Origin of the sequence: Microbacterium aurantiacum (genome assembly GCF_031625015.1) — a bacterium.
Lineage (GTDB): Bacteria > Actinomycetota > Actinomycetes > Actinomycetales > Microbacteriaceae > Microbacterium > Microbacterium aurantiacum.
Genome location: NZ_JAHWXH010000002.1, coordinates 532,593 through 558,675 on the forward strand (window position 1 = coordinate 532,593; position 26,083 = coordinate 558,675).

Annotated in this window: 25 protein-coding genes and 2 tRNA genes; 6 read left to right on the forward strand and 21 right to left on the reverse strand. The window is 69.9% G+C overall.

Annotated elements, in window-relative coordinates; all coding sequences use genetic code 11:
* Positions 1 to 17: 17 nt before the first annotated feature.
* Positions 18 to 605: a DUF3558 domain-containing protein gene (locus tag KZC50_RS12195; protein WP_310891841.1), complete on the reverse strand. Its 588-nt coding sequence runs from the start codon at positions 603 to 605 to the stop codon at positions 18 to 20.
* 64 nt (positions 606 to 669) lie between these two features.
* Between KZC50_RS12195 and rsmD the strand changes: the two genes are divergently transcribed.
* Positions 670 to 1,269 (forward strand): 16S rRNA (guanine(966)-N(2))-methyltransferase RsmD, encoded by a 600-nt coding sequence (rsmD, locus tag KZC50_RS12200; protein ID WP_310891842.1) that lies wholly within the window; start codon positions 670 to 672, stop codon positions 1,267 to 1,269.
* Here the strand turns inward: rsmD and thiL are convergent.
* Positions 1,239 to 2,228, reverse strand: coding sequence for a thiamine-phosphate kinase (gene thiL / locus KZC50_RS12205; protein WP_310891843.1), 990 nt, complete (start codon positions 2,226 to 2,228; stop codon positions 1,239 to 1,241). The genes rsmD and thiL overlap by 31 nt on opposite strands.
* A 23-nt stretch (positions 2,229 to 2,251) precedes the next feature.
* On the opposite strand from thiL, the gene KZC50_RS12210 reads away from it, so the two are divergent.
* Positions 2,252 to 2,740: a DUF3515 family protein gene (locus KZC50_RS12210; protein WP_310891844.1), complete on the forward strand. Its 489-nt coding sequence runs from the start codon at positions 2,252 to 2,254 to the stop codon at positions 2,738 to 2,740.
* On the opposite strand, the gene KZC50_RS12215 is transcribed toward KZC50_RS12210, so the two are convergent.
* The 6 genes from KZC50_RS12215 to leuC all read right to left on the reverse strand — a co-directional run bounded on the left by KZC50_RS12215 (position 2,741) and on the right by leuC (position 9,156).
* The gene (locus KZC50_RS12215) at positions 2,741 to 3,835 is read right to left on the reverse strand and encodes a D-alanine--D-alanine ligase family protein (protein ID WP_310891845.1); all 1,095 of its coding nucleotides are present in this window, start codon (positions 3,833 to 3,835) and stop codon (positions 2,741 to 2,743) included. It lies immediately after the preceding gene.
* Entirely contained in the window at positions 3,735 to 4,895 is a 1,161-nt protein-coding gene (locus KZC50_RS12220) for an NAD(P)H-dependent glycerol-3-phosphate dehydrogenase (protein WP_343823830.1), read from the reverse strand. Before KZC50_RS12220 ends, KZC50_RS12215 begins: the two co-directional genes overlap by 101 nt.
* Positions 4,861 to 5,628, reverse strand: coding sequence for a lysophospholipid acyltransferase family protein (locus KZC50_RS12225; RefSeq protein WP_310891847.1), 768 nt, complete (start codon positions 5,626 to 5,628; stop codon positions 4,861 to 4,863). The genes KZC50_RS12220 and KZC50_RS12225 overlap by 35 nt, the downstream gene beginning before the upstream one ends.
* Positions 5,628 to 6,995: a UDP-N-acetylglucosamine 1-carboxyvinyltransferase gene (gene murA, locus KZC50_RS12230; RefSeq protein ID WP_053548352.1), complete on the reverse strand. Its 1,368-nt coding sequence runs from the start codon at positions 6,993 to 6,995 to the stop codon at positions 5,628 to 5,630. The genes KZC50_RS12225 and murA overlap by 1 nt, the downstream gene beginning before the upstream one ends.
* A gap of 66 nt (positions 6,996 to 7,061) precedes the next feature.
* Positions 7,062 to 7,697, reverse strand: a complete 636-nt coding sequence (leuD, locus tag KZC50_RS12235; protein ID WP_053548353.1) for a 3-isopropylmalate dehydratase small subunit — start codon at positions 7,695 to 7,697, stop codon at positions 7,062 to 7,064.
* A gap of 1 nt (position 7,698) precedes the next feature.
* Complete coding sequence (gene leuC / locus KZC50_RS12240) at positions 7,699 to 9,156, reverse strand: 3-isopropylmalate dehydratase large subunit (protein WP_310891848.1); 1,458 nt, start codon at positions 9,154 to 9,156, stop codon at positions 7,699 to 7,701.
* Between the two features lie 252 nt (positions 9,157 to 9,408).
* Between leuC and KZC50_RS12245 the strand changes: the two genes are divergently transcribed.
* Both KZC50_RS12245 and KZC50_RS12250 read left to right on the forward strand, forming a co-directional pair.
* Positions 9,409 to 9,966 carry an RNA polymerase sigma factor gene (locus KZC50_RS12245; RefSeq protein ID WP_301132904.1) on the forward strand — a complete coding sequence of 186 codons (558 nt, stop codon included), beginning with the start codon at positions 9,409 to 9,411 and terminating at the stop codon, positions 9,964 to 9,966.
* Positions 9,963 to 11,060: a DUF4349 domain-containing protein gene (locus KZC50_RS12250; RefSeq protein ID WP_310891849.1), complete on the forward strand. Its 1,098-nt coding sequence runs from the start codon at positions 9,963 to 9,965 to the stop codon at positions 11,058 to 11,060. The genes KZC50_RS12245 and KZC50_RS12250 overlap by 4 nt, the downstream gene beginning before the upstream one ends.
* 52 nt (positions 11,061 to 11,112) lie before the next feature.
* Here the strand turns inward: KZC50_RS12250 and KZC50_RS12255 are convergent.
* Positions 11,113 to 11,188 (reverse strand) — tRNA-Glu (locus tag KZC50_RS12255).
* Positions 11,189 to 11,295: 107 nt separating this feature from the next.
* Here KZC50_RS12255 and KZC50_RS12260 point away from each other — a divergent pair.
* On the forward strand, positions 11,296 to 11,934 hold the full coding sequence (locus KZC50_RS12260; RefSeq protein ID WP_310891850.1) for an MBL fold metallo-hydrolase: 639 nt from the start codon (positions 11,296 to 11,298) through the stop codon (positions 11,932 to 11,934).
* Positions 11,935 to 12,003: 69 nt separating this feature from the next.
* Here KZC50_RS12260 and KZC50_RS12265 read toward each other — a convergent pair whose 3' ends face one another.
* From KZC50_RS12265 to KZC50_RS12315, 11 genes are all read right to left on the reverse strand, one after another.
* Entirely contained in the window at positions 12,004 to 12,273 is a 270-nt protein-coding gene (locus KZC50_RS12265; protein WP_310891851.1) for an HPr family phosphocarrier protein, read from the reverse strand.
* A gap of 33 nt (positions 12,274 to 12,306) precedes the next feature.
* A complete protein-coding gene (locus tag KZC50_RS12270) occupies positions 12,307 to 14,376 on the reverse strand; it encodes a PTS fructose transporter subunit IIABC (RefSeq protein ID WP_310891852.1) in 2,070 nt (689 codons plus the stop codon).
* 36 nt (positions 14,377 to 14,412) lie between these two features.
* Positions 14,413 to 15,360: a 1-phosphofructokinase family hexose kinase gene (locus tag KZC50_RS12275; protein WP_310891853.1), complete on the reverse strand. Its 948-nt coding sequence runs from the start codon at positions 15,358 to 15,360 to the stop codon at positions 14,413 to 14,415.
* Positions 15,357 to 16,142, reverse strand: a complete 786-nt coding sequence (locus KZC50_RS12280; protein WP_310891854.1) for a DeoR/GlpR family DNA-binding transcription regulator — start codon at positions 16,140 to 16,142, stop codon at positions 15,357 to 15,359. Before KZC50_RS12280 ends, KZC50_RS12275 begins: the two co-directional genes overlap by 4 nt.
* Before the next feature lie 156 nt (positions 16,143 to 16,298).
* A tRNA-Gln gene (locus tag KZC50_RS12285) sits at positions 16,299 to 16,370 on the reverse strand.
* 83 nt (positions 16,371 to 16,453) lie between these two features.
* Positions 16,454 to 17,962: a glutamate--tRNA ligase gene (gene gltX / locus KZC50_RS12290; protein WP_310891855.1), complete on the reverse strand. Its 1,509-nt coding sequence runs from the start codon at positions 17,960 to 17,962 to the stop codon at positions 16,454 to 16,456.
* Between the two features lie 11 nt (positions 17,963 to 17,973).
* On the reverse strand, positions 17,974 to 19,242 hold the full coding sequence (locus KZC50_RS12295; protein ID WP_310891856.1) for an MFS transporter: 1,269 nt from the start codon (positions 19,240 to 19,242) through the stop codon (positions 17,974 to 17,976).
* Positions 19,239 to 20,015, reverse strand: coding sequence for a fumarylacetoacetate hydrolase family protein (locus KZC50_RS12300; RefSeq protein WP_301132915.1), 777 nt, complete (start codon positions 20,013 to 20,015; stop codon positions 19,239 to 19,241). The genes KZC50_RS12295 and KZC50_RS12300 overlap by 4 nt, the downstream gene beginning before the upstream one ends.
* 7 nt (positions 20,016 to 20,022) lie before the next feature.
* On the reverse strand, positions 20,023 to 21,129 hold the full coding sequence (locus KZC50_RS12305; RefSeq protein ID WP_310891857.1) for a branched-chain amino acid aminotransferase: 1,107 nt from the start codon (positions 21,127 to 21,129) through the stop codon (positions 20,023 to 20,025).
* Positions 21,130 to 21,176: 47 nt separating this feature from the next.
* Complete coding sequence (locus KZC50_RS12310; protein ID WP_310891858.1) at positions 21,177 to 22,229, reverse strand: 3-isopropylmalate dehydrogenase; 1,053 nt, start codon at positions 22,227 to 22,229, stop codon at positions 21,177 to 21,179.
* Between the two features lie 9 nt (positions 22,230 to 22,238).
* Positions 22,239 to 23,771, reverse strand: coding sequence for an MFS transporter (locus KZC50_RS12315; RefSeq protein WP_310891859.1), 1,533 nt, complete (start codon positions 23,769 to 23,771; stop codon positions 22,239 to 22,241).
* 75 nt (positions 23,772 to 23,846) lie between these two features.
* On the opposite strand from KZC50_RS12315, the gene KZC50_RS12320 reads away from it, so the two are divergent.
* Entirely contained in the window at positions 23,847 to 24,428 is a 582-nt protein-coding gene (locus KZC50_RS12320; protein WP_053548366.1) for a TetR/AcrR family transcriptional regulator, read from the forward strand.
* Here KZC50_RS12320 and serA read toward each other — a convergent pair.
* Positions 24,415 to 26,019, reverse strand: coding sequence for a phosphoglycerate dehydrogenase (gene serA, locus KZC50_RS12325; protein ID WP_310891860.1), 1,605 nt, complete (start codon positions 26,017 to 26,019; stop codon positions 24,415 to 24,417). The genes KZC50_RS12320 and serA overlap by 14 nt on opposite strands.
* Between the last annotated feature and the right edge of the window lie 64 nt (positions 26,020 to 26,083).

A 26,083-nucleotide genomic window follows, 5' to 3' on the forward strand; every position in this document is an offset into this window, starting at 1 on the left:
GCCACCGCCTCCCCGGGTCACGCCGGGAAGATGTCGGCGACGATCTCCGACAGGAAGGCGCGGGCGTTCCTGTTCACGGACGACAGGTAGATCCACACGTCCTCCCGGGCGACGATGACCTCTTCCGTCTCCGGGGTGCCCCCGGCCACCTGGCAGAACTGCGCACCGAAGTCCTCCGCCGGCTGGCACTCCCACCCGTCCGCAGTCAGGGCGTCCAGCCCCGCCGTCACCGCCGCGTCATCCGCGGTGCTGATCAGCAGGAGGACGCCGCTGGCCTCGTCGACGATCCAATCGCAGCCGAGGGCGAGTGTGGCTCCGTCCGGCGCGGGGCGGACGAAGTCGGCGCCGTCGCTCTGCAGCGTCATGTCGCCGACGGTCTCCGCGCGGGTCGCCTCGCTCACGAGCGCCCCGCAGTCGGTCGGGAGGACCGCGGAGGATGCCGGAGGATCGGGCTCCGTGGTCGGCTCGGGATCGGACGTGGGCGTTGCGGACGCGGGAGCGGCCGGCGTCGGGGTGGTCCCGCCGCCCTCGGCGGCGCATCCCCCGAGGAGGAAGGCGCCGGCGCACATGGTGGCGAGCAGGGACAGACGTAGACGACCGTTCATATCGAACCTCCGCGTTCGTTCACTCCGCCCCCGGGGCGATCATAGCGATCGCTATCGTGGACGTGTGACCCGCATCATCTCCGGACGCGCCGGCTCCGTCCGCCTGGATGTGCCGGCGTCCGGCACGCGCCCGACGAGTGATCGCGTGCGCGAGTCGATCTTCTCCGCGCTCGAGGCCGCAGCCCTCGTGTCGGGGGCGCGGGTGCTCGATCTGTACGCCGGGTCCGGGGCGCTGGGGCTCGAGGCGATCAGTCGCGGTGCGGCGAGCGTCGATCTCGTCGAGAAGGCACCGCAGGCGGCCACGATCATCGCGGCGAACGCGGCGCGGGTCCGCAAGGCCGTAGGCGCGGCCGCGGAGATCAAGGTGCACCGGCGCGCGGTGGATGCCTACCTGGCCACGGCGCGCGGCGCGTGGGACCTGGTGTTCATCGATCCGCCGTACGATCTGTCGGCGACCGACCTCGCAACGTGCCTCGATCGGGTCGGCGGTCTGCTCGCCGACGGCGGTCGCGTCGTCGTCGAGCGGGCGTCGCGATCGGAACCGCCGCACTGGCCGCATTCACTCGCGCCCCTTCGGGAGAAGCGGTACGGAGACACCACGGTCTGGCACGCCGCCGTCGGCGACGCCGACGATCAGCCCCGCCCGCGATCCCAGTCCTGGTAGGGATCCCAACCGCCGCGGCCGTGTGGCTCCTCGCCGTCGACGAGCACCCCGGGAGCCGCGACGTCGCGGACACGGCCGATGGCCACGAACGATCCCGGGAGCCGGACGCCGGCCGGAAAGGTCGCGAGGAGCGCGTGGTCCTCACCGCCGGTGAGGGCCGTCGACACGTCTCCTCCGAGTGCGGAGGATTCGATGTCGAGCGTCACCGCCGAGGCGCGCGCCATCCGCGCGGCATCCAGCAGCAGACCGTCCGAGACGTCCATCATGGCCGTGGCACCCGCGTCCGCCGCGCGCGGTCCGTCGGCGATCGGCGGTCGCGGGCGGAGCTGGGCGTCGAGATCAGCGGCCTCGTCAGCCGTGAGATCCGCGGTACGCGGACGGACGGGTCGCCCTTCGCCGTCGCGGAAGCGCTCGAACAGCAGGGCCAGGCCGCGCGCAGCGGGTCCGAGACGGCCGCTCACGGCGAGCACATCTCCGTCGCGAGCGCCCGACCGCGTGACGGGATCGTTGCCCTCGAGCACACCCAGGGCGGTCACCGCGACGGTCAGCGTGTCGGAGACGGCCAGGTCTCCGCCGTCCACCGCGCAGCCCGGCGCGAGCTCCGCGCACGCCGCCCGGAGCCCGTCGGCGATGGCGCCGACCTCCCCCAGAGTCGTCTCGGGCGGCATCGCCAGGGCGACCAGCAGGGACGTGGGACGGGCACCCATGGCCGCGATGTCTGCGAGGTTCACGGCGGCCGCCTTCCACCCGAGCGAGAATCCGTCGGTCCAGGCGGTTCGGAAGTCGGGTCCGTGGACGAGGGTGTCGACGCTCGCCACGATCCGACCGCCGGGCGCGGCGAGCACGGCGGCGTCGTCGCCCGGACCGAGCAGCGCGTCCGACGGGCCGACCCTGTCCAGGATGTGGGCGAGGACCGTGCGCTCGTCGAGGTCGCCCACACGGGCATCGGATCCGCTCATCCGCTCCAGGTTAGCCTGGGAGTGTGCGTGCATTCTTCCGGCTGCTGACGGCATCCGCCCTCGTCGCGACCCTCACCGCGTTGGCGGGGTGCGCCCCCACGATCGCGATGGAAGCGGCGCCGCAGTCCAACGATCCTGCGTGCGCGGACGTGATGGTGCGCCTGCCCGATCAGGTGGACGGCGAACCACGCCGGTGGACCGACGCCCAGGCCACGGCCGCGTGGGGCGAGCTGAGTGCGTCGATCCTCTTCACGTGCGGTCTCGAGCCCATCGGACCGACGACGCTCCCCTGCCGAACAGTGGCGGGGGTGGACTGGGTCATCGACGAGTCCGACGCCCCGCGCTACCGGGTGACGACGTTCGGTCGGGTGCCTGCGGCCGAGCTCTACCTCGACAATGAACGCGTCTCGAGCGCGGAGGTGCTGGACCGCCTGTCCGCCCTCGTCTCCGTCCTTCCCACCGACGGCTCACGCTGCCTCGAGCGCGGAGACACCTCCGACGTCGAGGGCTGATCAGGACACGCGTTCGAGAGCGGTGTCGACCAGTTCGGAGATCAGTTCCGCATAGCTCAATCCCGAGGCGATCCAGCACTTCGGGAACATCGAGATGGGCGTGAAGCCCGGCATCGTGTTCAGCTCGTTCACCACGAGCTTCCCGTCGGGTGTGGCGAAGAAGTCCACCCGCGCCAGACCCCGGCCGTCGACCGCCTCAAACGCGCGGACTCCGAGGCTCTGGACCGCATCGACCTCGGCTGCGCTCAGGTCCGCGGGGCAGACGACCTCGGCGCCGTCGCCGCCGAGGTACTTCCCCTCGAAGTCGTAGAACTCCCGCGTGGTCAGGACGATCTCGCCCGGCAGCGAAGCCCGCGGCGCTGCGCCGCCGCGTCCTTCGAGGATGGCGACCTCGACCTCGCGGCCGACGATCGCGGTCTCGATCAGCACCTTGTCGTCCTCGGCGAAGGCGACCTCGAGCGCCGCACCCAGTTCGCCGGGTTCGTGGACCTTCGACACGCCGACGCTCGACCCCGCGCGTGCCGGCTTGACGAACACCGTGTCACCCAGGTCCGCGGCCTCGGCTCGGACGACGTCCGGCTCGAGAGCCCACCGGCGACGTGTGACGGTGACCCACGGCGTGACGGGAACGCCCTCGGCCGCGAGCACGATCTTCATGAAGTGCTTGTCCATGCACAGCGCCGAGTCCAGGACGCCGCCGCCGGCGTACGGCAGACGGAGCGTGTCGAGGAACCCCTGGACCGTGCCGTCCTCGCCGTGGACTCCGTGGAGGATCGGCAACACGACATCGACGCGTCCGAGCTCCACCGTCGACCCGTCGGCACGACGCACGCGCAGCACCTGGTCGCCTCCGCCCTCGGGCCAGAGCACGCGCGTGCCGTTGTCGATCACCTCGGGCAGGCGCGCCGCGCTCATCGCGAAGCGGTCCGGATCATCGGTCTCCAGGACGAAGATCCCGTCACGGGTGATCCCGACGGGGATCACCCGATAGCGGTCACGATCGATCGCCCGCAGCACCCCGCCCGCCGTGGCGGAACTGATCGAATGCTCGCTGGAGCGACCTCCGAAGAGCACCACCACCGCCGGCCTGTCCATGCTGTGTCCTCTCCCCCTGCGGGGTGTCGTCATCGGTCGTCAAGTGCGGTGCGATGTCCCGCGGGTCCATCGTCCCGTCCAGCACCATCTTCACCTGCTCGACGATCGGCATCTGCACGCCCACTTCGCGGGCGAGCTGGAGAATCGGGGCGACCGACGCGAGACCTTCGGCGGTCTGCTGCATCTGCTTCACCACGTCCTGGAAGGAGTAGCCCTGTCCGAGCAACCTCCCGGCCGTGTTGTTGCGGCTGAGGGGCGACTGGCACGTGGCGATGAGGTCACCGAGGCCCGCGAGGCCCTGGAGGGTGCCGGGCTGGGCGCCGTAGGCGACCGCGAAATCCGTCATCTCCACCAGTCCGCGCGTGATGATCGATGCTTTGGTGTTCTCGCCGTAACCGACGCCGTCGACGATTCCGATGGCGACCGCGATGAGATTCTTCAACACCCCGCCGAACTCGGTCCCGATCACGTCGGTGTTCACGAACGTCCGGAAGTACCGGTTGCGGCACCGTCGGGCGACGGCGTCGGCCGTGTCCTGGTCGGTCGAGGAGATGACGGCGGCGGTGGGCTGCTCGCGGGCGATCTCGAGAGCGAGGTTCGGACCCGAGGCGACGGCGATCCGCGCGGGATCGCAGTGCAGCTCCTGCTCGATCACCTGGCTCATCCGAAGCCCGGTCCTCTTCTCGACGCCCTTCATGAGCGAGACGACGGGTGCTTCGGTGCGCAGGAGGAGCGGGCGCAGGGCCTTCAGGTTCTGGCGGACGGCCTGACTCGGGATCGAGAGGTACACCTGCTCGGCGCCCTCGAGCGCCTCGGAGAGATGGTGCGTCGCGGACATCCCCCGCGGCAGGTTGACCCCGGGCAGGTACTCCGTGTTGCGCTTGGCCTCTTGGATCTCCGCCGCGAGCTCCGGCCGCCGCGCCCACATCGTCACGTGTGCGCCGCCGTCGGCGAGGATCTTTCCGAACGTCGTGCCCCAGCTGCCCGCGCCGATGACGGTGACGCGGGGGCGGGAGGAATCCTGTCTACGGGTCAAGGCGACCGGTCTCCTTCTGCCCATGTTGGCTGGGATCCCATCGGGCGGGCGGAGCCGTCTCGCCGCGGAGCTGCGAGAGAAGCGCGGAGATCTCCCCCATCACCACGTCCGTGGCGGCGATCAGCGTGCCCGGCTGGGCCAGGGTGGCACCGCGGGCGGCGAGATCGATCGGATCGCCGACCACGACACGCACACGTCGGCGCAGAGGCCACATCCGAAACTTCCCGTACCGGGGCATGACCTGCTGCACGCCCCAGTGCGCCATCGGGACCACCGGTATGCCGCCGGCGAGAGCCAGCCGTGCGGCGCCGGTCTTGCCGCGCATCGGCCACAGGTCCGGCTCGCGCGTGAGGGTGCCCTCGGGGTAGACGATCACCCCGCGTCCGTGACGCACGAGTGTCTCAGCGGCCTCCAGCGTCTGCCGCGCCGCCGAAGCGGACGACGACCGCGCCACGGGCACCATCCCGGTGCTCCGCAGGATCCACCCGAGGACGGGGACGCGGAACAGGCTCTCCTTCGCCATGAATCGCGGAGCGCGGCCCATGCGCCACACCGCGAGGGCGACGGCGAGCGGGTCGACTTCGGAGTAGTGGTTCGGGGCGAGGACGTACGCGCCGTCGCGAGGAAGCTTCTCGGCCCCCTCGATCTCGACCTTCATCAGCAGACTGATCAGGGGCACGGCGACCGCGGCGAGCGGCCAGAAGACACTCGGACGCGACTTCTCCGGCGATGCAGGACGCGTGGACCTCGCCATCATCAGCCGATGACGTCGTAGTCGGCGCCGAGCGCGTCCAGCTTGTCGAGGAGCTTCTCGTACCCCCGGCGGAGGATGCCGACGTTGCGCACCGTGGACTCCCCCTCGGCCGCGAGTGCGGCGATGAGGTAGCTGTACCCGCCGCGGAGGTCGGGGACGACCACGTCCGCGCCGTGCAGCGGCGTGGGACCCGTGATGACCGCGGCCTGCTCGAGCGCGCGACGGGGGACGCGGCGATCGGGGCTCGCGAGGCCCTGGGGGTGCACGACGATGTCGGCGCCCATCTGCACGAGCGCCTCGGTGAATCCGAGCCTGTTCTCGTAGACGGTCTCGTGGACGACCGAGGTGCCCTCGGCCTGGGTGAGCGCGACGATCAGCGGCTGCTGCCAGTCGGTCATGAAGCCGGGGTGGACGTCGGTTTCGACCATCACGGGCTTCAAGGCCTCGTCGCGACGGAAACGGATGCCGTCCTCGTGCACGTCGAACCATCCGCCCGCCTTGCGGAAGACGTTCAGGAACGTCAGCATCTCCTGCTGACGCGCGCCTCCGACGAAGATGTCCCCGTCGGTGGCCAGGGCCGCGCACGCCCAGGACGCGGCCTCGTTGCGATCGAAGATGCAGCGGTGATCGTATCCGCGGAGCTTCTCGACGCCCTCGATGAGGATCACGCGATTCGGCTCGTAGGAGATGATCGCGCCCATCTTCTGCAGGACGGCGATGAGATCCATGATCTCCGGCTCGATCGCGGCGTTGCGCAGTTCGGTGACTCCGCGGGCACGAACGGCGGTCAGCAGCACCTGCTCCGTCGCCCCGACACTCGGATAGGGCAGTTCGATGTCCGCGCCGTGGAGGCCGTTGGGCGCCGTGATCCGGATGCCCTCGTAGCTTTTGTCCACGACCGCGCCGAAGGCGCGGAGCGCGTCCATATGGAAGTTGATCGGACGGTCGCCGATGCGGCAGCCCCCGAGATCCGGGATGAGCGCCTCGCCGAGGAGATGCAGCAGGGGTCCGCAGAAGAGGATCGGGATGCGGGATGCCCCGGCGTGCGCATCGATCTCCTCGAAGTGGGCCGAGACCGCACCGCTCGGGTCGAGGCGGAGCGAGCCGACCTCGTCACCGTCGCGCACGGTGACACCGTGCACTTCGAGGAGCGAGCGCACGACCTGCACGTCGCTGATGTCAGGCACGTCGCGCAGGACACTGGCGGTCTCCCCGAGGAGCGCCGCCACCATCGCCTTGGTCGCGAGGTTCTTCGCGCCCTTCACCTCGACCCGACCGGTCAGCGGACGTCCGCCGCGGATCGCCAGGACTTCTCCGGCGGTCTCGCGGGGAGCCGCGGTGGTCTCGGCATCGCCGACGAGTGACTTCATGCAGGGGACCTCACTATGTGTCTCGAGGATGGCTGGCGGCAGGACGCGCTTGTGGCGCGCTCTGCCCTACGACGTGCTCTCGGCCGGAACCGGGAGCGTGCGGGGCCGCCATGCCTCGCGCCGGGCCTCGAAGTCCGCGATCCGGTCTGCGTTGCGCAGGGTGAGCCCGATGTCGTCGAGGCCTTCGAGAAGCCGCCACCTAGTGTAATCGTCGATGTCGAACGAGACCTGGAGAGGGTCGCTGCCGCGTGCCGCGTCCCCGTCGACAACGGCGGTGCGGGCTCGGAGGTCGACCGTCATGGTCGCGCCCGGGCGCGCGTCGATCGCCGCCCAGATGGCCTCGAGGTCGGCCTCGGACACCACTCCGGTGACGAGCCCCTGCTTGCCCGCGTTCCCGCGGAAGATGTCGGCGAACTTCGTACTCAGGACCACCCGGAATCCGTAATCGCGGAGCGCCCACACGGCGTGCTCCCGGCTCGACCCCGTGCCGAAGTCGGGCCCCGCGACGAGGACGGAGGCGCGGGCGAACTCGGGCCGGTTCAGGACGAAGTCCGGGTCCTGGCGCCAGTTGGCGAACAGTGCGTCGTCGAAGCCGGTCTTCGTGACCCGCTTGAGATACACCGCCGGGATGATCTGGTCGGTGTCCACCGCGGAACGGCGCAAGGGCGCCGCGATGCCGGTGTGCGTCTCGAACGCTTCCATATCAGGCCTCGACCTTCTCGCGTGCGGGCAGATCGGAGGGGCTGGCGAGACGCCCGAGGACGGCGGTCGCGGCCGCGACCAGCGGAGACACGAGGTGTGTGCGCCCGCCTTTCCCCTGACGTCCCTCGAAGTTGCGGTTGCTGGTCGAGGCGCAGCGCTCCCCCGGTGACAGCTGATCCGGGTTCATGCCGAGACACATGGAGCACCCGGCGAAGCGCCACTCGGCTCCGAAGTCGAGGAACACCTTGTCCAGTCCTTCGGCCTCGGCCTCGAGCCGGACCCGCGCAGAGCCCGGGACCACCATCACGCGCACGCCCTCGGCCTTCGTCCGCCCCTCGATCAGAGAGGCGAAAGCCCGGAGATCCTCGATACGGCTGTTCGTGCACGACCCCATGAACACCGCGTCGACGGCGACGTCCTTGAGCGGCGTCCCGGGAACGAGATCCATGTACTCCAGCGCACGCTCGGCCGCGGCGCGCTCATTGGGGTCCGCGAAGTCCTCGGGCGCGGGGACGACGTCGCTCAGGGACACGCCCTGACCGGGGTTGGTACCCCACGTGACGAACGGCTCGAGCGCGTCCGCGTCGAGGAAGACCTCGGCGTCGTAGACGGCGCCCTCGTCGCTGGGAAGGGTGCGCCAGTAGGCCACCGCGTCCTCCCAATCCTGGCCCTGCGGGGCATGGGGCTTGTCCTTGACATAGGCGAAGGTGGTCTCATCGGGCGCGACCATTCCCGCGCGCGCACCGGCTTCGATGGACATGTTGCAGATCGTCATCCGGCCTTCCATCGACAACGCACGGATGGCGGAGCCGCGGAATTCCAAGACGTAGCCCTGACCGCCGTTGGTGCCGATCTTCGCGATCACCGCGAGGATGATGTCCTTCGCCGTCACGCCCGGCTTCAGCTCGCCCTCGACCGTGATCGCCATGGTCTTGAAGGGCTTGAGGGGCAGAGTCTGGGTCGCCAGCACGTGCTCGACCTCGCTGGTGCCGATGCCGAACGCCATCGCACCGAAGGCGCCGTGGGTCGAGGTGTGGCTGTCACCGCAGACAACCGTGATGCCGGGCATCGTGAGTCCCAGCTGGGGCCCCACGACGTGGACGATCCCCTGCTCCTTGTCTCCCAGCGAGTGGAGCCGGACACCGAACTCCACCGCGTTGCGTCGCAGGGTCTCGATCTGGGTACGACTGGTGAGGTCGGCGATCGGCTTGTCGATGTCCCAGGTCGGCGTGTTGTGGTCCTCGGTCGCGATCGTGAGATCCAACCGTCGCACCGGGCGCCCTTCCGCGCGGAGTCCGTCGAACGCCTGCGGGCTGGTCACCTCGTGGACGAGGTGCAGGTCGATGTAGATGAGGTCGGGCTGGCCGTCCTCGCCCTTGACGACGAGGTGGTCGTCCCACACCTTCTCGGCGAGGGTGCGCGGGCGGGCGGGGATGCCGTCGGGATCGATCGTGCTCATGTCTGTGTGGTTCTCCTCGAGAGGGGGCGACGCCCCGAAGGGTCGGCCCGTGACGGACTCCGCGACGAGAAGGGCCTAGGACAAGGTCTCGTCGCGGCTACGAAGGAGAAGACCCACGGCGCGCACCGGCCCAGGCTACCACCGCCACCCCGCCGACACCGTGCGCGGCACCGTGAGACGATTCGTCCGGGGCGGACACTCTGGTGTCGAGAGACGACGACCGCCGACGGGCGACGAGAGTGAAGGACGGCGATGGGACCGACGGACACGCGGGATGATGCGGCCCTCGTCGCTGCGGCATCCGGGGGCAGCGAACGGGCGTTCGGCGAGCTGTTCCGTGCATACGCCAAACCCGTGTTCTGGATCGCGCACGGGTTGCTGGGCGATGCGGCCGATGCGGAGGACGTGACGCAGGAGACCTTCGTCGTGGCTTGGCGGAAGCTCCCCGGGCTCGAGCTGGCCGGTGGATCGATCCTCCCCTGGCTCGCGACGATCTGCCGGTTCCAGAGCGCTAATCGCATCCGCGTCCAGCAGCGGGATCGCCGGCACCGTTCCGCATTGATCGACGAGACCCTGCCGTCCACCGTCGACGTGGAACAGCAGGTGATCACCGCGGGCCTTGCCGCGCGGATCGCGGACGAGGTCGCCGGCCTCAGCGATCTCGACCGAGAGGTGTTCCGACTGTGCGCGGCCGAGGGATACGCCTATCAGGCGGCCGCGGACGAGCTCGGGGTGGCCCATGGCGTGGTCAGGAACCGTCTCTCTCGTATCCGCACGAGACTGCGGACCGTGGTGAAGGAGAGCACGTGAACAGTTCTGAGACGGACGACACCGTCGTCCTCGCCCCGATCGACGATGAGCGCCTCGCGCGCATCGAAGACGGAGTGTTCGCCCGCATCGGCGAGGACCGACGACGGGAGGAACGGCGACGAGCGCGACGCGGACGGATGTGGATGGCCGGCGGTGCGGCGGCTGCGGTCATCGCGGTGGCGGCGGTCATCGCGCCGAGCGTGGGCGATGTGGTCTCCGGCGGCGACGACGCCGCGGTGGGCCCCACCTCCGCCGAGGTGTCCGACTCCGGGGCGGTCGCCTTCGATGCGTCGCCGGAGATGAGCGCGGAGGCCGACCTGCGCGGCGGCGCGATGATGGCCGACGGTGCACAGGTCATCTCCTCGGCTTCGGCGACGCTGAGGGTCAGCGATCCGACTGCCGCCCTCGACGCGATCGGTTCCGCCGCGATCACCCGCGGCGGATACGTCGAGTCATCGCGGATCGGTGCGTGGGAACCCGTCCAGCCGATAGACGTCATACCCGGGGCACCCGGCCCCGCCGTCTCTCCGGACACCTCGGGCGGATGGATGAGCGTGCGCGTCCCCGCCGACGAGCTGCCCGCGCTGGTCGAGGACCTCGCCGGCATCGGCGAAGTGGTCGCGGCGTCGATCGATCGCACCGACGTCACGGCGCAGGTGGTCGACCTGGAGGCGCGCGTGGACGCGGCCGAAGTCTCCGTGGAGCGCTTGACGCAGCTCCTCGCGCAGGCTGCCGACGTCACCGACCTCATCGCCGCCGAATCCGCGCTCGCCGAACGTCAGGCGACGCTGGAGTCGTACCAGCGGCAGCTCGAGATGCTCGATGACCAAATCGCAATGGCGTCCCTGTGGGTGACCGTCGAGCCGCGGACGTCTCCTGTGGCGGCCGACCCGGCGGGCTTCACCGACGGTGTCGCCGCCGGATGGAACGGGCTGGTGGCGACCCTGAACGCGATCGTCATCGCCTTGGGCTTCCTGGTGCCGTGGATCCTCGTGATCGGCGTGGCCGGAGCGGTCATCTGGCTCGCCGTGCGCGTGATCCGCCGACGTCGCGCAAAGAGGGCGGCGGCGCCGTCGGAGTCGAAGACCGAGTGACAGCGCGCACGAACGAAGAAGCCCGGACCATTCGGTCCGGGCTTCTTCGTGTTGGTGACCCCAGCGGGATTCGAACCCGCGTTACCGCCGTGAGAGGGCGGCGTACTAGGCCGCTATACGATGGGGCCGTTTTCGCAACCGTTCGAGTATGCCATGGCATTCACGCGAGAGACAAATCGAGGCGGGAATCGACGCCGGGCTTGTCGTCGACGGGTGCGCCGAGTTGACTCGAGACATGCGAGTGACAAAGTTCGAACACGCCACGCTGGTGCTCCGCGAGGCCGGAAAGACCCTCGTGATCGATCCCGGATCGTTCACCTCTCCCCTGGACGATCTGGGCGATCTGGTCGGTGTCGTCATCACCCACGAACACGCCGACCACTGGTCGGCGGAGCACGTGACGCGCCTGCGCGACCGCTACCCGGATGTGCCGGTCTACGGCCCGCCGGGTGTGGTCGCGGCCGCTGCGGGCTTCGACGTCGTGCCCGTGCACCCCGACGACCGGCTCGACCTCGCGCCGTTCGACCTCCGCTTCTTCGGCGGACGCCACGCCGTGATCCACTCCTCGATCCCGGTGGTCGACAACGTCGGCGTCCTCGTGAACGACCGCTTCTACTATCCCGGCGACTCGTATGCCGTTCCTCACGGCGTGACGGTCGAACTCCTCGCCGCGCCCGTGGGTGCGCCGTGGCTGAAGATCGGCGACGCGATCGACTTCGTCCTCGAGGTCGCACCTCGACGCGCGTTCGCGACCCACGACATGACGCTGTCGGCGGCGGGCCTGGAGATGGGACGGGCCCGATTGCGGTGGGCCGTCGAACAGGATGGCGGCTCGTTCGTCGCCCTCGAACCCGGAGACGCCACCGACCTCTGATGCGCGGACCGCAGAAGGACGAGGACGGATGCCGGCAGGCATCCGTCCTCGTCCTTCTCCGCGGTGGGCCTACTCCGCGTCGAGATCGGTCTCCAGCAGCGTGACGAGCTCGTCGAGCGCCTGCTCGGCGCCCTCGCCCTCCGCCTTGAGGGTCACGACCGTGCCCTGAGCCGCCCCGAGTCCCATCAGCGACAGGATGCTCCCGGCGTTGAGGTCGGCGCCGCCCTCGACCGCGATGGTGACGGGGACCGGCTTGTCCTGCACAGCCTGGACGAAGAGCTTCGCCGGTCGAGCGTGCAGTCCTGAGCTGCTGGCGATGGTGGCCTGGCGTTCTGCCATGATTTCTCCTTCGAGATGGGTGATGGTCGGAGGTCAGACGGCGACCGCGGCCTGCATGGGGCCCTCGGCCTGCATGAGTTCTTTGCGGCCGACCCACTTCTTGAGGGCGACGACGACGAGGGCGGACACGACGGTACCGGCCACGAGCGCGATCAGGAAGCCCCAGATCGGGTTGATCGCGAAGAACACGAAGATGCCGCCGTGCGGGGCGAGGGACTGGACGCCGAAGACCATGGTCAGCGCACCGGTGACGGCACCCCCGACCATGGACGCCGGGATGACCCGGAGCGGATCGGCAGCCGCGAACGGGATGGCCCCCTCGCTGATGAACGACGCTCCGAGCAGCCACGCGGCCTTGCCGTTCTCACGCTCGACGGGGGTGAACAGGTCGCGTGCCAGCAGGGTCGACGCCAACGCCATCGCCAGCGGCGGCACCATTCCCGCGGCCATCACCGCGGCCATGATGAGGTATGGCGTGGGGTTCTCCGCTGAGCCCGCGGCGAGCCCCGCCACGGCGAAGGCGTACGCGACCTTGTTGATGGGACCACCGAGGTCGAAGCACATCATGAGGCCGAGGATCACACCCACCAGGACGATGCCGGACGTGCCCGCAAGGTCGGTCAGCCACACGTTCAGCGCATCCATGAGGGTGGCGATGGGGCGTCCGAGGAAGAGGATCATGAGGCCCGACGCCACGATCGAGGCGACCAGCGGGATGATCACCACCGGCATGAGGCCGCGCAGCCAGCGCGGCACGTCGAGGCGCCCGATGGCGGCGGCGACGAAACCGGCGAGCAGACCGCCGATGATGCCGCCGATGAAGCCGGCATCCATCAGGACGGCCACCGCACCCGCGACGAAGCCCGGGGCGATGCCGGGGCGGTCCGCGATCGCGAAGGCGATGTAGCCCGCCAGCGCCGATACGAGGAAGCCCATCGATGTCGCGCCGATCATGAACATGACCGAGCCGAGGTACTGTCCGAGCGGCCCGAACTGCGACGTGATGTCCTCTGTCGGGAGGTCCCAGAGCGAGTTCTGCGTGATGACGTTGGCGGCGTTCGCGGTGACCTCGTACCCGCCGAGGGCGAAGCCGAGCGCGATCAGCAGGCCGCCGCCGGCGACGAACGGGATCATGTAACTCACGCCGGTGAGGAGGATCCGCTGGATGCGCGCGCCCCAGCCGATGTTCGCATCGGATGCCGACGCGGAGGTCGCGGCGGCCGCTGCGGCGTTCACCCGCGGGGCCGACGGATTCTTCGCGGCAGCGACTGCCTCGGCGATGAGCGCCGCCGGCTGTTCGATACCGCGCTTCACCCCGGACCGGACGACGGGCTTCCCCGCGAAGCGCTGGAGCTCGCGCACGTCCACATCGGTGGCGAAGATGACCGCGTCGGCGTCATCGATCACACTCTGCGGAAGAGCCTGGTACCCGCTGGAGCCCTGCGGTTCCACGGTGAGGTCCACCCCGGAGGACTTCCCCGACGCGGTGAGGGCGTCCGCGGCCATGAAGGTGTGGGCGATCCCGGTCGCGCAGGAGGTCACGGCGACGATGCGCGCGGGACGACCATCGATCAGGACGGTGTCGTCGGCAGCGGGAGCGGCCGACGACGCCGGCGCGTCGGCGGGCGCGGGGGCGGCGGCGGGCGCGCCCTCCTCGCCGATCGCCCGGCGGACGATCGCGACGACGTCCTCGTCGGTGACCGCGGCCCTGAGGCCCGCGGTGAAGTCGTCCTGCATGAGGCTGCGGGCGAGCTTCGACAGGACCGCGAGGTGAGCCTCGGCGGCACCCGCGGGCGCGGCGATGAGGAAGACGAGGTCTGCGGGCCCGTCGCCGGCGCCGAAATCGACCCCCGGGGCGAGCCGCGCAAAGGCCAGAGAGGCCTCCGACACGGCGGCGCTCTTCGCGTGCGGGATCGCGATTCCGCCCGGGAGGCCGGTCTCGTCCTTCTGCTCGCGCGCCCACGCGTCGGCGAAGAGGCCTTCGGCGTCGGTGGCGCGGCCCTGCGCGACGACGCGTTCGGCGAGAGCTCGGATGACCGCGGCTTTGTCGGCGCCGAGGTCGACGTCCAGGCTCACGAGGCCTGGAGTGATGGTCTGGGACACGGTGACCTCCAATGGTCGGATGTGGTGAAAGGGGTGTCAGGGAAGTGCGGTGACGACGACATCGCCGCGCGGGAGATCCGTCGGGCGCGGCGCCTGCGTGCCGGGGAGCGCTGCCGCGGCGGCGCCGTAGAGGATCGAGGAGCGGAGCTTCCCGGCGGGGACGGCGCCGGCGTGATCCGCCAGGAGGTAGCCCGCCAGGGAGCTGTCGCCCGCGCCGACCGTGCTCACCACATCGATGCGGGGCGGGCGGCCGAACCACTCCCCTTCTGCGGTGACGAGGACCGCGCCCTCCCCGCCGAGGGTGATCAGCGCCGCGCCGATCTTGGCGGACCCGACGAGTCTGCGGGCCGCATCGGCGACGCCGGCGACGAGGGTGTCGGGCGAGGCCGCGTGCCCGGTGAGATCGGCCAATTCCTCGTCGTTGGGCTTGATCAGATCGGGTCGGGCGCGGTCCACCACCGCGCTGAGAGCGGCCCCGGACGTGTCGACGGCGATCCGCGGCGCGTCGTCGCCGAGGGCTCGACGGACCGCCTCGATGACCCGCACGTAGAAGTCGTCCCCGGCTCCCGGAGGCAGGGACCCGGCCAGAACCAGCCACCGGGCTCCGCGCGATGCCTCCACGACCGCGGCGATGACCGCGTCCGCCTCCGACACCGACAGCGTCGCGCCGGGGAGGTTCAGCTTCGTCGTGATCCCCTCGGGATCGGTGATCGTGAGGTTCGCGCGGGCGCGGCCGGCGATCGGGACGCGCACGGCGTCGATCCCCGTGGCACCGAGGGCACTGTCGAACGGGTCGTCATCGGCGAGCGGGAGCACGGCGCGCACGGCCACACCCGCCCCGAAGATCACGCGAGCGACGTTGATCCCCTTGCCACCGGCATCCTCCCGCCCAGGGTGAGCCGGCTGGACCTCGCCCGGCCGAAGGGGCGCGTCCACCACGATCGTTCGATCGAGGGACGGGTTCGCGGTCAGGGTGACGATCATGCGAGCCAGACCTCTACGTCCGCGGCGGCGAGGGCATCGGACAGCTCCGCGTCGAGCGGGGCATCGGTGACGAGGACATCGATGTCGGCGATGTCGGCGAAGGAGACCAAGGACTCGACGCCCATCTTGTCGGCGTCGGCGAGGACGATGACGCGGCGAGCGGCACGGACGATCGCGGTCTTGACCGCGGCCTCCGCAGGATCGGGGGTGCTCAAGCCGAATCCTGCCGTGATGCCGTTCGTGCCGATGAAGGCGAGATCGGGACGCAGCGACCGGAGGGCGTCGACCGTGGAGGGGCCGACCGCGGCGGCGGTGATGCCGCGCACCTGGCCGCCCAGAACGGTCAGATCGATCCCCGGAACCGTGGACAGCGCGTGGGCGACGGGGACGGCGTGTGTCACCGCGTCGACCTGCGCCCCGGTGGTGGCGACGCGATCACCCATGAGGCGGGCGACGGCAGCGGCGGTCGACCCGGCGTCGAACAGAACCGAACCGCGCCACCCCTGCGTGATGACCTCGAGCGCACGCCGTGCTATAGCGTCCTTCGCGCCGGAGTTGACACTCGTCCGCTCCGCGATCGAAACCTCCGTGGTGCTGCCGCCCCGCGAGGGCACGGCTCCCCCGTGCACGCGCCTGAGAACGCCCTGTTCCTCCATGGCGTCGAGGTCGCGACGGATCGTCTCGGTCGTCACCCCCAGGTCGCGCGCCAGGTCGACCACGGACACGCGACCGCGATCGGTCAGGCTCCGGGTGATATGAGCGTGTCGCTCCGTCGCGTACATGGTCCGTCCTCAGCGTCAAGGTGCCCTCACGCTACAACAGAAACCAAAGCAAAACAAGAACAAACAACAGAAAACAACACACGGGGGTCGCGCGCCTCATCCGTGAAAACAAGAAGCCCGGCTCTCCGCTGAGCGGATGCCGGGCTATCTGTCTTGCTGGGGTACCTGGACTCGAACCAAGAACAACTGAACCAGAATCAGCCGTGTTGCCAATTACACCATACCCCAAGGGGGTTCCGACCGAAGTCGTACCGAGGATCGAGTCTATCCCACGGCGGACCACCGGACAAACCGGCCCGAACCCGGGCGGGTCACCGGTTCACGAACCCGGTGAGGCGCCGCAGGGTCGCGTCTTTGCCGAGGAGCTCCAGCGACTCGAACAGCGGCGGAGAGATCCGTCGACCGCTGACGGCGACCCGCAGAGGCCCGTACGCGATCCGGGGCTTCAGGCCGAGTCCGTCGATCAACGCGGAGACGAGCGCTTCCTGGATCGCGGCTGCCGAGAACTCCGACGCCGGAAGCTCCTCGAGGGCGGCCACGGAGGCCACGATCACCTCGTCCGCGTTCGCGGGCAGCGAGGCGATCGCATCGTCGTCGTACGACACGGAATCCGCGAAGAGGAAGCCGAGGAGGCCCGGGGCATCGCCCAGAAGGGGCAGCCGTTCCTGGATGAGGGGTGCGGCCGCGCGCAGGAGTCGTGCCTGCTCCCCCGTCGGAGGCGCATCGATGATCCCCGCGCCCTGGAGGTAGGGGATGATGCGTTCCGCGAAGACCTCGGGCGGCAACATCCGGATGTGGTCCCCGTTGATGGCTTCGGCCTTCTTCTGGTCGAAGCGGGCGGGGTTCGGATTCACGTCCCGGATGTCGAATGCCGCCGTGAGCTCCTCGAGGGAGAACACGTCCCGGTCCGGCGCGATGGACCACCCGAGAAGGGCGAGGTAGTTCAGCAGGCCTTCGGGGATGAAACCCCTCTCCCGCTGAAGGAAGAGATCGGCCTTCGGGTCGCGCTTGGAGAGCTTCTTGTTCCCGGTGTCGCCCAGGACGAGGGGCATGTGGGCGAAACGAGGGATGAAGGAGGTCACACCGGCCTCGACGAGGGCTCGGTAGAGCGCGAGCTGACGCGCGGTGGACGGCATGAGATCCTCGCCGCGGATGACGTGGGTGATCCCCATCAGCGCGTCGTCGACGGGGTTGACGAAGGGATAGAGGGGAACACCGCCCGCGCGGACCAGGACGAAGTCCGGGAAGGATCCCGCCGGGAAGGTCACCTCGCCGCGGATGAGATCGACGTAGGTGAGGTCTTCGTCCGGCACACGCAGGCGCCAGGCCGGCTGGCGCCCCTCCGCGCGGTACGCGGCGCGCTGCTCCTCGGTCAGATCCCGGTCGAAATTGTCGTAGCCCAGCTGCTTCGCTCGGCCGTTCGCCTCGTTGCGCGCGTCGATCTCTTCCGCCGTCGAGTAGCTCTCGTACACCGCACCCGCATCCACGAGCTTCTGCAGCACCTCGCGGTAGATCTCGTGGCGCTGCGACTGCCGATAGGGCGCGTGCGGCCCCCCGACCTCGACACCCTCGTCCCAGTCGATGTTCAGCCAGCGCAGGGCTTCGAGGAGCTGCTGGTAGCTCTCCTCGCTGTCACGGGCGGCGTCGGTGTCCTCGATCCGGAACACGAGCTTCCCACCGTGGTGGCGGGCGTAGGCCCAGTTGAAGAGCACGGTGCGGATGAGACCCACGTGCGGGAGGCCCGTCGGCGACGGGCAGAATCGCACGCGGACATCGGCTCCGGTGGCGGTGGTGGTTCGGGGATCGGCTGAGGCAGACATCGCCTGCAATTCTAGGCGCCCGCTCCGGCCCGGCCCTTCACCCGTTCGACGCGGTCGGTGCGCACGAGCACCGCGAAGACCGTTGTCGCGATGACGGCCAGACCGACGACGAGCGCGAGCCCGCCGTAGCCGATCGCGGACAGGACGATCCCCGCCCCGATCGCACCGAGCGCCCCGACGAAGCTCATGGCGAAGTCGCTGATGCCCTGGCGGCGCGTGCGCCGATCCTCGGTCGAGGCTTCGGTGAGGAGCGCCGCCCCGGACACCGTCGCTGCGCTCCAGCCGAGACCGAGCAGCACGAGGGCCACCGTCACCGCCGACGTGGACTCCGACCCGACGGAAGCAAGCACGAGCGAGGACGCGAGGATGCCCTGTCCGAGAAGGATCGTCCGCACGCGCCCCCAACGGTCGGCGAGGATGCCGAAAAGCGGCGCCGCCGCGTACATCCCGGCGATGTGCAGACTCAGGGTCAGGCCGACGATCACGAGATCCGCGCCGTGATGGAGCAGGTGGACGGGCGTCATCGCCATGACCGAGACCATGACCACGTGCGAGGCGGCTACCGCGAAGATCGCGTATCTCGCGAGGCCCGGACGATCGGGACCCGCGATGGTGCGGCCGGAACCCCTCGTCGCGGCCGTGTCCAGCCGTATCGCGAGAGCGAGCGGGTCGGGGCGGAGGGCGGAGAGGTAGAGCACGATCGCGAGTACCTGCGCCACGATGGTGAACACGTACGCACCGGTGAGGGGCGGCATGCCGAGCGCCGCACCCACCGTCTCCCCCGGGCCCGCGAGGTTCGGGCCGAGCACCGCCCCTACCGTGGTCGCCCAGACGACCAGGGACAGATCGCGTCCTCGGGTGGCGTCGGTGGCGAGATCTGCGGCGGCGAATCGCGACTGCAGGTTCGCCGCCTGGCCCGCTCCGATGAGGAGGAACGCCGCGAGGAGGAACGGAAAAGACCCGAACGACGCGGCGACGATGACACCGACCACCCCGGCGAGAGCGCCCGCGGTACCCGTCGTCAAAGACACGCGTCGACCCGCTCGTCGTGCCAGAGCGGCGAGCGGGATGGCGACGGCGGCCGTCCCCAGGGTGACCGCCGCCGTGGCCAGGCCGGACAGGGCGTCATCGCCGGAGACGTCCGCGGCGAGCACGGCTCCGAGGGAGAGCGTGGCACCGAATGCCACCCCACCGAGCACCTGGCCGGCGCCGAGCACCGCCACCGTTCGCCGTTGGACGCGGGCGCGCTCGGTGTCGGGGATCGGCGGCGACGCGGTCACATCGGTGACGACGAGCGCACGGTGTTGCGAAGGATGCCCAGCCCCTCGACGTCCACCTCGACGGTGTCGCCCGCGACGAGCGGGCCGACGCCGGCCGGGGTTCCGGTCAAGATGACGTCGCCCGGCAGAAGGGTGAAAGCCGCGGAGGCGTAGGCGATGACGTCGGCGAGCGGGAAGATCATGTCGCTGACCGGGCCGTTCTGACGTTCCTCGCCGTTGACGCGCGTGCGGACCCGCGCCGAGCCGGCGGGGTCGAAATCGGTCTCGATCGCGGGCCCGAGCGGGCAGAACGTGTCGAACCCCTTCGCTCGCGCCCACTGCCCGTCGCTGCGCTGCAGATCGCGCGCCGTGACATCGTTGGCGGCGGTGTACCCGAACACGTAGTCGAGAGCGTCATCCGCCGACACGTTCTTCGCGATCCGCCCGATGACGGCCGCGACCTCGCCCTCGAAGTCGACCCGCTCCGACTGCGGTGGCAGGACGATGGCATCCCCCGGACCGATGACCGAGGTGTTCGGCTTGAAGAACAGCAGCGGCTCGGTCGGAACGTCATTCCCGAGTTCGCTGGCGTGGTCGCGGTAGTTGCGCCCGACGCACACGACCTTCGAGCGCGGGATCACCGGGGCGAGGAGCGCCACATCCCCGAGGGGCACCCGCTCCCCCGTGGTGTCGAAACCCGCGAAGAGGGGATCTGCGGAGAGGACCACGAGCTCCCCGTCGTCGAGGATGCCGTAGCGGATGGCGTCGTTGTGGCTGAAGCGGACGATCTTCACGGAGACCTCACGCGTCCAGGCGGGTGAGCCAGCCGTGGACATCCTCCCGGCGTCCGTATTGGATGTCCGTCAGCTCCTCGCGGAGTGACAGCGCGAGAGATCCGCTCGGCTGCTCGTCGAGGAAGTCGCGGCCCTTCAGCATGCCGATGGGCGTGACGACGGCCGCCGTCCCGCAGGCGAACACCTCGACGATGTCGCCGGAGGCCACGCCGTCGCGCCACTCGGCGAGGGAAACCGCACGGCCCTCGACGCGGTGGCCGCGGTCGCGCGCGAGCTGCAGGATCGAGTCACGGGTGATGCCTTCGAGGATCGACGGCGACTGCGGGGTCACCAGCGTGCCGTCCTTGCGGACGAACACCACGTTCATGCCCCCGAGCTCCTCGACGTTGCCGTCCGCGTCGAGGAAGACGACCTGGTCGCACTCGTTCTCGTACGCTTCGGACTGCGGGAGCAGGCTCGCGGCGTAGTTGCCACCGGTCTTCGCCGCCCCCGTCCCGCCCTTTCCGGCACGGGCGTAGTCCTCGCTCAGCCAGATCGAGACGGGCTGGACGCCGCCCCTGAAGTACGCACCCGCGGGCGAGGCGATGACGTAGTAGCCCACCTTGTGCGCCGGACGCACGCCGAGGAACGCCTCCTTGGCGAACATGAACGGACGGAGGTACAGGCTCTGATCGGTACCGGACGGCACCCAGTCCCCGTCGACGGCGATCAGCTCGCGCAGAGACTGGATGAAGTACGGCACGGGCAGTTCGGGGAGCGCCAGCCGGCGGGCGGACCGCTGCAGACGCCGCCCGTTCTGATCGGGGCGGAAGGTGTGGATCGAGCCGTCCGCGTGACGGTAGGCCTTGATGCCCTCGAAGATCTCCTGCCCGTAGTGCAGGACGGCCGCCGCCGGGTCGAGCGCCAGAGGGCCGTAGGGCTGCACGCGCGGACGGTGCCACCCACCGGTGACCGACCAGCAGATGTCGATCATGTGGTCTGTGAAGCGCGTGCCGAAGCCGGGATTGGCCAGCACCTCCTCGCGCGCGGCCGCCGAGGCGGCGTTGAGGTTGCGCGAGACGCTGAAGTCCAGCGGCGGCAGTCCGGTGTCGGTGTCGGTGTCGATGAGGGTCATTTCACGTCCTGGGTGTCGGGTCGTCGGCGGCGTCGACTGTGCTCAGATTACGCCCGGAGGCGGGCGGCGATCGCGTCGCCGATCTCGGAGGTGGACCGGACTCCCCCGCTCCGCGCGGCGATGTCCGCCTCGACCGCCCGAGTGACACGGGATGCGTCCTCGGCGAAGCCGAGGTGCTCCAGCAGGAGGGCGGTGGAGAGGATCGCCGCCGTGGGGTCGGCGATGCCCTGACCGGCGATGTCCGGCGCCGAGCCGTGGACGGGCTCGAACATCGACGGGAACGTGCCGTCGGGGTTGATGTTGCCCGAAGCGGCGAGGCCGATGCCACCGGTGACGGCGCCGGCCAGGTCCGTGAGGATGTCGCCGAAGAGGTTGTCGGTGACGATCACGTCGAAACGAGCAGGGTGGGTGACCAGGAAGATCGTGGCCGCGTCGACGTGCAGGTAGTCTACGGCGACCTCGGGGAACTCCGCGCCCACCGTGTCGACGATCCGCTTCCAGATCCCGCCGGCGTGGACGAGGACATTGGTCTTGTGCACGAGCGTGAGGCGCTTGCCGCGACGCTGCGCCTGCGCGAAAGCGAACCGCACCACACGCTCGACCCCGAACGCGGTGTTCACGGATGTCTCGTTGGCGACCTCCTGGGGCGTACCCCTGCGGATCGTCCCGCCGTTCCCGACGTACGGCCCCTCGGTGCCCTCGCGGACAACGACGAAGTCGATCTCCCCCGGGTCCGCGAGAGGGCCGGGTACGCCCGGATACAACCGCGACGGACGCAGGTTCACGTAGTGGTCGAGCTCGAAACGCAGCTTCAGGAGCAGGCCGCGCTCGATGTTCGCGTCCTTCAGTCGAGGGTCGCCCGGCACACCCCCCACAGCCCCGAGGAGGATGGCGTCGTGCGCCGCGATCGCCGACAGGTCGGCATCCGTCAGCGTGTCTCCCGTCGCGAGGTAGCGATCGGCGCCGAGGCGGAACGTCGTGCGCTCGAAGCGGACGTCGCTCCCCTCGACCACCGCCTCGAGCACCTTCTCGGCTTCGCTGATGACTTCGGGTCCGATGCCGTCTCCGGGGATGACGGCGAGCTTCACGATGCGGGGCATCCCCCCAGATTACTGGCGCCGCCCCAGCGTCGCCGCGGCGATGACGCCGGCGATCACGACGAGACCCGCGCCGATGAGTGCCGTGACCGTGACACCGGCGCTGAAGGCGGTGCCGGCGGCGTCGGTCAGCGCTGCAGCCAGCGACGGATCGGCGTTCGCCGCAACCTGCGAGGCGCCCGCGAGGGTCTCGCGCGCCGCCATCGCGGGCTCCCCCGTGATCCCGTCGGGAACGACGAGATTCGTCCGGTAGAGAGCGGTGAGGATGCCGCCCAGCACCGCCGTCCCCAGGACGGCGCCGAGTTCGTACGCCGTCTCCGAGACCGCGCTCGCCGCTCCCGCCTTCGCGGGGGGCGCACTGGCCAGCACGAGCTCGTTGGAGACCGTTTCGGCCGCGCCGATCCCGATGCCCAGCGACACGAACGCGACCACCAGCAGCAGGAGGCTCCCACCCTCCCCCATCCGGGAGACGGCGACATAGCCACCGACCGAGAACAGCAGGGCGATCGGCACCACGATCCGCGGCGCGACCCGGCGGGCGATCGGGACGACCAGGAGCCCGGCGGCGATCATCGCGGCGAGCCCCGGCACCAGCGCGAAGCCGGCGTTCATCGGGCTCAGCCCGAGGATCAGCTGGAGGTACTGCGCCGCGAAGAAGAGGAAGCCGACGAGGCCGACCACGCTCAGCAGATTGACCAGGAGCGCGCCGCTGAACGTCGGGTTGCGGAAGAGCCGGACGTCGAGCATCGGCTGCGGGCGGCGCAGCTGCCGGCGGACGAACAGGACTCCGAAGCCCACCCCGACCGCGAAGAGGATCGGCGCGACACTGGCGAGGCCGTAGACCGCCAGCTCCTTGATCCCGGAGACGATCGGCACCATCGTGGCCATCGACAGGACGATGCTGACGGCGTCGATACGCCCGGGCTTCGGGTCGCGGCTCTCCGGCACCAGGAGGGGTGCGAGGACGAGGAGCGGGATCAGTACCGGCACGGCCATGAGGAAGACCGAACCCCAACCGAAGTGCTCGAGGAGGATGCCGCCGACGATCGGACCGAGCGCGGCACCCGCCGAGAACATCGACGCCCAGATCGCGATGGCGAAACGGCGCTGATCGCGATCGGTGAAGATGCTGCGCAGGAGGGAGAGTGTCGAGGGCATGAGCATCGCACCGAAGACACCCATCACGGCGCGCGCGACGATGAGGAGACCTGCCGTGGGGGCGAACGCGGCCAGGGCCGAGACGGCGGCGAACCCGGTCGCCCCGATCATCAGCATCCGCCGTCGTCCGAACCGGTCTCCGAGCGTGCCCATCGTCACGAGCAGTCCCGCGAGGACCAACGGGTAGGCGTCGATGATCCACAGCTGCTGGGCACTCGTGGGCGCGAGGTCGACGGCGATCGCCGGCAGGGCGAAACTCAGCACGGTGTTGTCGACCGACACGAGGAGCACCGGCAGCATGAGGACGATCAGCGCCGCCCAGCCGCGCCATCCGACGCGCTGGGTCTTCTCGGCCCGGATCGCGGCGGTGATCGTCTCGGTACTCATCGTCACTCCAGTTTCTATACCGTCCAGCCGGTATAGTATCAGGATGCCGGAGATCCCGTCGATACGATCGACACCATGAGTCGTCCCCCGCTTGCGAAGGAACGGGTGCTCGACGCGTTCGAGGCGATCCTGGTCGACGACGGTGATCGTGCCGCGACGATGGACGCCACCGCGCGCGCCGCGGGCGTCTCCAAGGGAGGCCTGCTGTACCACTTCGCATCGAAGGAAGCGTTGGAGGGCGCGCTCCTCGAGCGCCTCCGCATCCTCGTCGCGGAGGATGTCGCCGCGATCGAGGCCGCGGAGGACGGGGCGATCGCCTACTTCCTGCGGTCGTCGATCATGCAGAACGACCCGCTCGACCGGGCGATCCTCGCCGCGTCGCGTCTGGCGCAGGGCGGGAAGGACGCCGCGGGCGACGCCCTCCGCGCCATCCGCGACGAGTGGGCGCGCGTGCTGCGGCCGCACGCGCGCGACGAGACCGCGCTGAATCTCGTGATGCTCGTCAGCGACGGCCTCTACTTCAACAACGCGCTCGCCGGCGGGTCGATCCCCGGGCCGGTCCCCGAAGGGCCGGAGCTCGATGCGCTGATCGCCCTCGTGGAGAAGGCGTCACGCGACGGGGTCGATGCCCCGTCGCCCGCGATCAGTCCTCGGTGATCTCGATCTGACGGAAGAGATCCGCGCCCGTGGCCTCGCGCATCTCGTCGAGGATCTCCTCCGGCACCGACGCGCCGACGGTGAGCACGGACAGCGCGCGACCGGAACCGTCCGGCTGCGCCACCTGGAGCGCCTCGATGTTGATGCCCGCCGCTCCCAGCTTCTGCCCGTAGATGGCGACGATTCCCGGACGATCCGCGTACCGCATCACCACGTGGTGGTGCGCGAGCGCAACCTCGATCTCGTAGTCGTTGATCCCGACCACCTTCGGAATCATGCGCGTACCCGCGAGGGTTCCCGACACCGTGAGGACCGAGCCGTCCGACAGCGTGCCGCGGAGCGTCGTGATGTTCCGGTACAGCGGGCTCTCGGATTCGACGATGAGACGGGTCTCGATGCCACGCTGCTCGGCGAAGAGGGGCGCGTTGACGTAGGACACGGTGTCGCTGACCACGTTGGTGAAGATGCCCTTGAGCGCCGCGAGACGGTAGACGCTCACGTCGTAGGCCGCGAGCTCGCCGCGCACCTCGATGTCCAGGCTCGTCAAGGCCGCCGGCGAGAGCGCCGTGAAGAACTGGCCGAGCTTCTCCACGAGAGCGATGCCGGGGCGGACGAAGGGATCGATGACGCCGCCGGCGACGTTCACCGCATCGGGGACGAGATCGCCCTCGAGGGCGAGCTTCACCGACCGCGCGACCGACACACCGGCCTTCTCCTGCGCCTCGTCGGTGCTCGCACCCAGGTGCGGTGTCGCGACGACGTTGGGGAGGGCGACCAGGCGGGCGGCGACGGAGTCCGCCGCCGGCGGCTCTGCGGTGAAGACGTCCAGACCCGCCGCGGCGATGGTGCCGTCGGTGAGCGCGTCGAACAGCGCCTGCTCGTCGATCAGGCCGCCGCGGGCGACGTTGACGACCGCGGCGGTCGGCTTCATCATGGCCAGCTGCTCGGCGCCGATCATGCCGGTCGTCTCGGGGGTCTTGGGCATGTGCACGGTGATCACGTCGCTCTGACGGAGGACCTCGTCGAACGAGAGGAGCTCGATCTGCAGCTGCTGCGCACGGACCGGAGTGACATAGGGGTCGTAGCCGACGACGCGCACGCCGAAGGCGCGCAGACGCTCGGCGACCAGAGCGCCGATGCGGCCGAGCCCGAAGATGCCGACAGTCTTCTCGAACAGCTCCGTTCCCGTGAACGAGCTGCGCTTCCACTGCCCCGCGGCGAGCGACGCGTGGGCTGCGGGGATGTGACGGGCGATGCTCAGGATGTGGCCGACGGTGAGCTCCGCGGCGGAGATGACGTTGGACGTCGGCGCGTTGACGACCATGACGCCCGCCGTCGTGGCGGCCTTGATGTCGACGTTGTCGAGCCCGACACCGGCGCGGGCGACGACCTTCAGCCCGGGCGCCGCGGCCAGTGCCTCGCCGTCGATCTTCGTCGCCGAGCGCACCAGGACCGCCTTCGCATCCGCGAGGGCGGAGAGGAGCGCGGGGCGATCGGTCCCGTCCACGTGGTGCACGTCGAAATCGGGCCCGAGGGCATCGATCGTGGCGGGAGAGAGCTCTTCGGCGATGAGGACGACAGGCTTCGTCACAGGTGATTCCTTCGGGGCAGAGCGCGACGGCGCAGGGCGGTGCAGGATGCCGCGCCTGCAGCGG